The organism is Mesorhizobium sp. M7A.F.Ca.CA.004.12.1.1, from assembly GCF_003997835.1.
Lineage (GTDB): Bacteria > Pseudomonadota > Alphaproteobacteria > Rhizobiales > Rhizobiaceae > Mesorhizobium.
Window position 1 is genome coordinate 1 of record NZ_RZRK01000264.1, and the last position, 7354, is coordinate 7354.

The window sequence follows — 7354 nt, forward strand, 5'->3', positions numbered from 1 at the left end:
GGCCGGTACTTACGCCAAAGTGTTCAGCCTAACTGCCACGTTGATCACGGAAGGTCTAACGATGGCCGGGTCTACGCTGCAACCGGCTGGTTTCTCAGAAGCCGTCACGACAGACCCCGGCGATGACACCACGTATGGCTCGGGTGGCGCACCTTTTATCAAAGGCGGCACGGCTCTGTCGGGAACTTGGCGCGCTATGGGTCGTGTCTCCACGGGCGGCGGCGCAATCCGACGCAGAACGTTCTTGGCGATGAGGATTTCCTGATGGAGTTCCGCAACCCGAAATACAATGCGGCCGGCACGATCGATGTTGAGATCAACCATCCGCAATTCGGCTGGATCCCGTTTTCTGCCTCTCCCGACGACGACACGGTTTATGGGCCAGAAATTTTTGCGGTTGCCATCGCTGGGGTTGTTGCGCCCTATGTGCCGACTGTGAGCAAACCGGAGATCCCTGCCAGTGTCTCGGCCAGGCAGTTCAAACTACAGCTTCTGGCATCAGGTCTGCTCGATGCGGTAGAATCGTTCGTCTCAGCACAGAGCAGGGCAGTTCAGATCGCATACGAGAATAGCGGCTCGTTCGTCCGGACGGAACCTATGATGCTGGCCGGCTTCGCCGCGCTCGGTTTCGACGACGGGCAGATCGACGCGTTTTTTGTGGCAGCGTCCGGCCTATAGGATCGGGATATGGCCTTCGCCACAGCCTTCCAGGGGAATGCGTTCCAGGCAAATGCGTTTCAGATTGTGCCCCCTGAAACTGACACTCGCCAACCTGGCGCCGGTCACTACAGGCGGCGCCCAACGATCTATCTGGACCGGCACGGCAAGCCCGTCGACATTCACGCCCGCAAAGTTGAACCCCTTGAATCGGAAATCCTGCCGGAGCTGACGCCGGCCATGGTTGAAGCGCTTATGGCAAAGATGCATGTCCCTCAACTGCCCCAAGCCGACCCCATGGCCTCTATCATGGCCAAGATGGGCCAACTGATGATCTCCCGCGAACTCGACGCCATGGTCGACGACGACACGCTGATGGTCCTGCTTCTCTCCTGAATTCCAAACGGCTTATCTTTTCGCACCGACAGACCGCACCCTTCATCCTGCCTCCAAGCGGGACTTGAAATGGCTCGGTACGTGTTTCGAAACGGCATCTTCGTTGACCGGCAAACGGGCGCTCCCATGGAGAAGCCATTCGCCGGCCAGATCAGCATGCCGAATGTCATCTCCGACATTCCGGAGTACCGCTCGCCGATCAACGGCGCGGTAATCGGCTCACGCTCTCAGCGGCGCGATGATCTGAAGAAACACAATTGCGTCGAGTACGAGCCCAGCCTTTCCCCGACCAAGGGCAAATTTCGCAATCCCGACTTCTGCCAGAAGCGGGGCCTTCAGGTGTCAGAGGAATTTCGATGAGCGCTCAACTTGCTGCCGTGGCTGAAGCCGCACCGGTCGTCGTCGATGCCGGCGCGATCAACGACAATGCTGCCGCCGATGATACGGCTCTGGAAGCCATCTGGAACAAGAACGAACGCGATAACGGGGCGGAGCGTGAGAACGGCAGGTTTGCAAGCGGGGACCGGTCCGAAGCGGCCGATACGATATCGCCGAAAGGCGGTGATGGCGGGGAACCGGCTGGCGATGGTCTGACGCCTGGCGCCGGCACGGTTCCCCTGCCTGACAACTGGAAAGGTCTTCAGGGCGCTGATGTCGTCAAAGGTGCCTGGGAGAAGACGCCCGCCGAAATTCGCGCCTTCGTCGCCGCTCGCGAACAGGAGTTGCAAGGCCGCCTGTCCGATCATGGCCGGCAGCTTTCGACCGTCAAGCCAATTCAGGAAGTCATCGATCGGCATTCCCACTACTTCGACCCGCAGAAGGGCCGCAAGCTCGCTGATGGGTCGGTGGTAACGCCTGCGAAGGCAATCGATTTTCTGTTCAATGCCCAGGCCAATCTGGACCGGGCTCCCGTCGAATCCATCATGGCCATCATCGACAGCTACGGCGTGCGCGACAAAATCGCAGCAGCATTTGGCCAGACCGTCCAGCAGGGCGAAAGCGAATTGCGGCAAGAGATTGCCGGGTTGAAAACGTTGCTCGCAACGGTCGGAAACCCCGCAAGTATCGACGACCGCATAAACCAGAAGCTTCAGGAACGCGCCGACCAGACATCGGCCGAAACTGAGTTGACCCGCTTGTCAGCCGACAAGCCGCTCTACTCGGAAATCCCTGAAGTCGACATGGTTGAAGCAATCCACAAGGCGCGAAGGAAGCTTGGCGATGCCGCCTCGAAAGAGGCCGTGTTCGGTCTGGCTTACGACATGGCCGTGAACGCCGATCCCGATCTTCGGGCCAAAGCAGCCGCTGGAAAGCCAGCCGCTTCGAATGGCGCCGCCAAGGTCGAAGGCGCTCGTCGAGCCGCCGCCGTCAACATCCCATCAACCGCATCAGGCAAGGGTCGGGCTCTCACCGAAGAGGAAGAGTTGGCCGCTGTCTATGATCGCAATCAAAAGGGTTAAACACCATGGCTGGTCCGTCGACCACCTTCACTGAAATGGTGTCCACCACGCTTCGCAACAGCGCGAACGAGGTGGCGGACAACGTTTCGAAGAACAACGCCTTCCTCAACCGGCTGAAGAAGAAGAACAAGATCCGCAACCTCGATGGCGGCACCGAAATTCAGGTGCAGCTCGAATACGCGGAAAACAACACCTATCAACGCTATGCCGGCCTCGACACGCTGAACACCAACGGCTCGGATGTCGTCACGTCCGCGAAATTCGACTGGGCGCAGGTCGCGCTGCATGTCGTTTCCAGCGGCAAGGAGCTTCGCCAGAACAGCGGCAAGTTCGCGATGATCAACCTCGTCAAGACCAAGAAGGGCAACGCGCTGAAGACCGCCGCGAATAACTTCTCGGTCGATCTGTACTCGGATGGTTCGCTGTCCAACCAGATCGGCGGCCTGGCCAACATTCTCCAGACCAATGGTCAGGGCACGGTCGGCGGCATCGATTCCGCAACCTGGACGTTCTGGCGCAACAAGTTTCTGGAGGCCACCGGCACCAACCTTGCCGCCTCGCCTTCGGCAGCAAACGCCGCATCGTTCAAGGCCGACATGAACAAACTCTGGCTTGCTCTGACGCGCGGCGCCGACAAGCCGGACATCATCACCTTCAGCCATGACTTCTATTCGCTGTACGAACTCGGCGAGCAGCAGCTTCAGCGGTACATGGACGCCGACATGGCCCAGTCGGGCTTCATCGGCCTGAAGTACAAGACCGCAGACGTGATTTTCGACGACAACACGAATTTCACGACCACGGCAGAGAAGGGCTATTTCCTCAACACGGATTACGTCTACGTCGACCAGCACAAGGAAGCTCAGTGGACGCAGGACGACGAGAAGAAGCCCGTCAACCAGGACGCCGTTGTCATCCCGTTCTACTGGATGGGCAACCTCGTCACCTCGAACCGGTCGCTTCAGGGCGTCCTCTTCGACGCGGCATAAGGAGCGGAAACCATGACCTCTTTTGTTGGCGCCAACATCACCAAGACCTACACCGCGGCTGATCTCACGGGCGCGGAAAGCGGCAAGGCTCCCCGCCTTGGCGACACCTACGAATCCTATGACGGCAAGGTCTATCGGTTCGTGAAATACAACCAAGGTGCCGGCGCTATCGCCGCCGTCGCCAACAACGTGGTTGGCTTCTACGCGCCGGCCGGCGTCTCTGCCGGTCAGACGAACGAAGTCACCTCTGACGTGTCCGACACCGCCGCAAACGGTGCCGGCGTTCTCGCTGCTGCCCCCGGCAATGGCGAATATGCCTGGATACAGGTCAAGGGCGTGGCAACGCTTACGACCGCGCTGGTCTCCGGTGCGGACGGCAACGGCCTTGTTTTGTCGGCCACCACGGATGGCACCCTGAAGGTTGCCGCCGCCGTGACTGATACGGTCTGCGCCTACGCAATCGACGCTTCGGCGAAGATTGTCATGTGCGCCTTCCCGTACTGATCCGGCTTCCGGGCGGGGCTTCGGCTCCGCCCGTCCCCCTTTCAACCGCAGGAGTACGGAATGCCAAAAGTGAAAGCAAAGGCCGCGTCAGCCGATACCGGCGCGGTAACGAACATCAGGAAGCTTTGGAACGGTGGCGAGCGCCTTCGCGCAGCCGAAGCCTTCAAGGCAGCAGAATTCGACGAGGACCAGGCAGACGCCATCTTGGCGGAGCTTCCCGACCTCCGCGACCTCATCAGCGAATAAGGGCGCTTCGGCGCCCGCTACGTTTCAGGAGCAATGCACATGTCCGAAAACCAAGCCCCGATGATCCGCGTGATGGGGTTCAAGACGAGCTACGAGATGTTGGCGGTCAAAGGCGATCCGGTGACGGAGAAATGCGACCTGAAGGGCTACAAGCTCGACGCCAGCGGCCGGCGCTTGCTGGAGCGGCAGGCGGAGGACTGGGTGACCTATTCCCCCTCGCACTCGCCGATGAACACCAAGACCACCGAACGCGTTCGCCTGATGCTGCCCGACCCGTCGAAGATGGGCGAGGACCAGGACGGCGAGAAGCTGAAGTTCATGACGGCGCGCTGGATGCAGATTGAGCCGGCCTATGATGCTTTCAAGAAGGGTCAGGATATCCCGGTCAATGGCATGGCGCTGGCGGCGTGGCCTGGCGTCTCGCCCGAACAGGCCGAAGTGCTTCGTCAGTGCGGCATCCGTACGGTGGAAGAAGTCCGCGACCTTCAGGAAGGCCAGATGGATAAGGTTCGCCTGCCCAACATGCGCGAGATGCGCAAGCAGGCAAAACTGTTCCTCGAGAACACGGACGCGGCCAAGGCATCCGAGCGCGAAGCCCAGAAGGACGCCATCATTGAACAGATGGCGGAGCAGAACGCGGCCATGGTCGAACGAATGGCCGCCATGGAAGCGCTGCTTGAAGAGCGGACCCAGCCCAAGGGCAAGGGCGGGGCGAGGGACGCCGCCTGATGTCCATTCTCGATGTGGTGAAGGGTGCAGCGACCGTACTCGGCATGGACGTGCCGACGCTGGTCTATGGCGCCACCAATCGAGAAATGGTTGAGATGCAGGAACTTGCCAACGTGATGGCGTCGGAAATCGTCGACGCCTACGACTGGCAAAAACTGCTGGTCCTGAAGACCTTCATCGGTGACGGCACCACGGCCGATTTTGACCTCCCGGACGACTATGAGCGAATGCAGCAAACGTCTTCGCTCTGGTCGTCCCGGTGGTTGTGGGCAACGAACCATCTGACCAGCCCGGATCAGTGGATTGAGCTTCAGGTGACGCCGATCGCCACGGTGAACGGCTACTGGATTATTTTCGGTGACCAGTTTCACCAATGGCCGGTCATGGCCAGCACCGAGACGGTGAAGTTCTTTTATGTCTCAAACGAGATTGTGAAGGCGAGCAACAATTCCCTGAAGCCGGCTTTCACGGAAGATGCCGACACGTTCAGGCTCTCCGAGCGGCTGCTGAAGCTCGCCATCATCTACCGGTGGAAGCAGAATAAGGGCCTTGCCTATCAGCAAGCCCAGGACGACTTTGAAACGCTGAAGCTTCGCATGATCGACAAAGATCCAGGTTCAAAGCCGGTCGTGTCGGGCCAGCCGCCCCTTAGCTGGCGCGGTCGCAATGTCGCGTGGCCTGGGACTGTCACAGGTGCCCCGTGAGGCTTGGCGAGCGTTTCCCCGGCCGCCGCAAGGCTGTTCCGGTCCCGGCTGCGGCTAAGGCCCAGCCGTACACTTTCGGCGCGCCTGTCGCCGGCTGGGTGACCAATCAGAGCCTTGTGAAATCCAAGCCGTTTTCGGCCCAGACCCTCGAAAACTTCCTTCCGACCTCTACCGGCATCAGCATGCGCGGCGGCTCGGTAAAGCGTGCCACGATCGGCTCCGTCCCGGTTGAAAGCTTCATCACGTACAATGCTGGCGGCACGAAGAAGATTTGGGCTTGCGATGCGACCACCATCCGTGATGTCACAGCGCCGGCCTCGCCGACTGTGCCGCCGGCCGCGTCCGTTTCGGGCCAGACTTCCGGCTACTATTCCTATGTGAATTTCACCACGTCTGGCGGCTCGTTCGTGGTGGCGGTCAACGGAACGGACTTCCTTCAGCTCTACAGCACCACCTTCGATTGGTCGGCCGTCAATGGCTTGGCCACCTATCGGCTGAACTTCGATACCCAGACGGTCAACTATGTGACTGGCCAGACGATCACGGGCGGCACCAGCGGCGCGACCGCGACTGTCGTCAAGTCGATCGACAACGGCACTACGGGTTCGCTCTACATTCAGAGCATCACCGGAACGTTTCAGGACAACGAGACCGTCACCGGCTCGATTGCCGGCTCCGCGAAGGCTGACATTCCGGGCGGCGTGGTGCAGATCTCCGCCGCGATTACCGGTGTGGCGACCTCTGTCCTGTCGCATGTCTGGCTTTATCGCAATCGGCTGTTCTTCATTGAAGGCGGCACGATGCGCGCGCGCTATCTCGGGGTGGACAGCGTGACGGGCGCCCTGGGCTCGCTGAACCTGTCGGGCATCTTCCAGCGCGGCGGCTCGCTGCTGTTCGGCGCTACGTGGTCCCTCGATGCCGGCGACGGCATCGACGACAAATGCGTGTTCGTCACCACGGAAGGCGAGGCAGCAATCTTTGAAGGATCAAACCCCGCTGGTGCGACTGCGGCGGAATGGAACTTGGTCGGCCGCTACGATCTGACGGACCCGATGGGCAAGCGTGGTACGATGCGAGCCGGCGGCGATCTGATCGTGGCCACCAAAGAAGGCCTGGTGCCGATCTCAGCCGCCATCAACAAAGACGCGGCGGCGCTGTCGCTTGCGGCTATCTCCCGCAATATCGAACCGGATTGGAAGCGTGAGGCTGCTCGCCGGCTTTCCCTGCCGTGGGAGATCATCAAGTGGCCGGACATGAACTATGCGATTGTCGCGTTGCCGGTGACGGCGGCCGGACAGGAAGCATGGTCGTTCGTCGTCAATCTCGAAACCGGGGCTTGGTGTAAGTTCGTCGGATGGGCCACGCGCTGCATCGAACTGCATGACAGCCGCCTCTATTTCGGTACCAATGACGGCACGGTTTTCGAGGCCGAGATTGCGGGCAATGATAACGGCTTGCCGATTTACTATACCTATGTCGGCAACCCGGATCACATGAAGTCTCTGGGCGGCTTGAAGACCGTTCACCAGGCGCGCCCGACCTTTCTCAGCGCCACGCCCTACAGCCCGAAAATCTCTTTCTCGGTCAACTATTCCGTCAGTCTGCCGCCAGCCCCTCCGGCGGCGGATGGCGGCACGGCGGACCTGTGGGATTCGGGCCAGTGGGATGT

11 protein-coding genes are annotated in these 7354 nt (G+C 60.3%); all 11 read left to right on the forward strand.

What is annotated here, in order from left to right:
* A partial coding sequence (locus EN984_RS38210) for a hypothetical protein (RefSeq protein WP_206517430.1) occupies positions 1-265 on the forward strand: 265 nt, incomplete at its 5' end.
* Positions 265-678: a hypothetical protein gene (locus EN984_RS15670; RefSeq protein WP_236383071.1), complete on the forward strand. Its 414-nt coding sequence runs from the start codon at positions 265-267 to the stop codon at positions 676-678. The genes EN984_RS38210 and EN984_RS15670, both read left to right, overlap by 1 nt.
* A gap of 9 nt (positions 679-687) precedes the next feature.
* A complete protein-coding gene (locus tag EN984_RS15675; protein WP_127270717.1) occupies positions 688-1053 on the forward strand; it encodes a hypothetical protein in 366 nt (121 codons plus the stop codon).
* Between the two features lie 156 nt (positions 1054-1209).
* Positions 1210-1413: a hypothetical protein gene (locus EN984_RS15680; RefSeq protein ID WP_236383072.1), complete on the forward strand. Its 204-nt coding sequence runs from the start codon at positions 1210-1212 to the stop codon at positions 1411-1413.
* The gene (locus EN984_RS15685; protein ID WP_127271041.1) at positions 1410-2513 is read left to right on the forward strand and encodes a hypothetical protein; all 1104 of its coding nucleotides are present in this window, start codon (positions 1410-1412) and stop codon (positions 2511-2513) included. Before EN984_RS15680 ends, EN984_RS15685 begins: the two co-directional genes overlap by 4 nt.
* A gap of 5 nt (positions 2514-2518) precedes the next feature.
* Positions 2519-3502, forward strand: coding sequence for a phage major capsid protein (locus tag EN984_RS15690; protein WP_013531602.1), 984 nt, complete (start codon positions 2519-2521; stop codon positions 3500-3502).
* A 12-nt stretch (positions 3503-3514) separates the two neighbouring features.
* Positions 3515-4006 carry a hypothetical protein gene (locus EN984_RS15695; RefSeq protein ID WP_127271039.1) on the forward strand — a complete coding sequence of 164 codons (492 nt, stop codon included), beginning with the start codon at positions 3515-3517 and terminating at the stop codon, positions 4004-4006.
* A 60-nt stretch (positions 4007-4066) separates the two neighbouring features.
* The gene (locus tag EN984_RS15700) at positions 4067-4252 is read left to right on the forward strand and encodes a hypothetical protein (protein ID WP_027036502.1); all 186 of its coding nucleotides are present in this window, start codon (positions 4067-4069) and stop codon (positions 4250-4252) included.
* A 39-nt stretch (positions 4253-4291) separates the two neighbouring features.
* On the forward strand, positions 4292-4981 hold the full coding sequence (locus tag EN984_RS15705) for a hypothetical protein (protein ID WP_127271037.1): 690 nt from the start codon (positions 4292-4294) through the stop codon (positions 4979-4981).
* Positions 4981-5685 (forward strand): hypothetical protein, encoded by a 705-nt coding sequence (locus EN984_RS15710; RefSeq protein WP_127276398.1) that lies wholly within the window; start codon positions 4981-4983, stop codon positions 5683-5685. Before EN984_RS15705 ends, EN984_RS15710 begins: the two co-directional genes overlap by 1 nt.
* On the forward strand, positions 5682-7354 hold a 1673-nt coding region (locus tag EN984_RS15715), incomplete at its 3' end, for a hypothetical protein (RefSeq protein ID WP_127383821.1). The genes EN984_RS15710 and EN984_RS15715, both read left to right, overlap by 4 nt.